Origin of the sequence: Brevundimonas sp. (assembly GCF_004210735.1) — a bacterium.
Classification (GTDB): Bacteria; Pseudomonadota; Alphaproteobacteria; order Caulobacterales; family Caulobacteraceae; genus Brevundimonas.
The window spans coordinates 1-1,039 of the sequence record NZ_SDZL01000159.1; the positions used below are offsets into that span (position 1 = coordinate 1).

1 protein-coding gene and 2 pseudogenes are annotated in these 1,039 nt (G+C 63.9%); 2 read left to right on the forward strand and 1 reads right to left on the reverse strand.

Annotated elements, in window-relative coordinates; all coding sequences use genetic code 11:
• Window positions 1–209, reverse strand: a pseudogene (locus EON91_RS14590) (alpha/beta hydrolase); the annotation flags it as partial.
• Window positions 210–390: 181 nt separating this feature from the next.
• On the opposite strand from EON91_RS14590, the gene EON91_RS14595 reads away from it, so the two are divergent.
• Complete coding sequence (locus EON91_RS14595) at window positions 391–834, forward strand: Rrf2 family transcriptional regulator (protein ID WP_292096156.1); 444 nt, start codon at window positions 391–393, stop codon at window positions 832–834.
• Between the two features lie 23 nt (window positions 835–857).
• Window positions 858–1,039, forward strand: a pseudogene (locus EON91_RS14600) (cysteine desulfurase); the annotation flags it as partial.

Genomic DNA, 1,039 nt, shown 5'->3' on the forward strand with positions numbered 1-1,039 from the left:
CGGCCCACGCCGCGGAAGTTGAAGCGCATGGTCGAGAAACCATGAGCCGCGAACATCTCGAACAGGGTGATGGTGACCGGATCCTGCATCGTCCCGCCCGCTTTGGGGTGAGGATGCAGAATCAGGGCGATCGGCGGGTTTTCCCCCGGCGCCTGTGTATATCTCGCCTCAATCCGGCCTGCAGGTCCGGAGATGATCAATTCGCCCATGCTGTGCTCGCTTGATCAGGGCCGCGTAACGGCCGTTTCGATGGCTCAAGGCCCAAGAGCGGCTGACAAACACCATTTCGGACTCGGATTTCAAGCATTTCGTGTGATCCGGACGTTCAACCGCGGCGTAACCCTACAAAAGCCCGGGAAATAGACCCGGTTTGGTTTGAAAAGGCCGCCAATGCGAGTGGGTTCCAAAGGACGATACGCTGTAATTGCCCTGGTCGATGTGGCCACTCATTCAGCCTCACGCCCCGTCGCGCTCGCGGAAGTCGCCGAACGCCAGCAGATTTCGCTCTCCTATCTGGAGCAATTGTTCGCCATGCTGCGGAAGGCCGGCCTGGTCGTTTCCTCCCGTGGTCCGGGCGGCGGCTACCGCCTGCAGCGCCCGGGCGATGAAATCACCGTGGGAGAGGTCTTCCGGGCCGTCGAAGAGCCCGGAAACGCTGAAAACAACGGCCGCGACTGGTCGGGCGGAGCCACCGCCGGCCTGTGGCGGGCCCTGGACGATCATATCCGCGACTTCCTGGAGGGGGTGGCGATCAGCGACGTGATATCCGGCAAGGTTAAGGACTATCTGGGCGGATCGGTCGACGAGATGGAACGCGGCCTGTCAGCCTCCTAGGAATTGGCGTATGAGCCGGGGCCATGAGCTCCGGCCCACGCATCTACGCAGACTATAACGCCACCGCGCCCCTTCGCCCCCAGGCGAAGGCCGCGATGGCGTCTGCGTTCGACCTCACCGGGAACCCGTCCTCCGTCCACGCTGAAGGCCGCAAGGCGCGGGCGCTGGTCGAGGGCGCCCGCGAGACCGTGGCGGCGGCCATCGG

Excerpts from the sequence above, each read along its gene's own strand:
- EON91_RS14595 (WP_292096156.1), top strand. The coding sequence starts at position 391 with ATGCGAGTGGGTTCCAAAGGACGATACGCTGTAATTGCCCTGGTCGAT.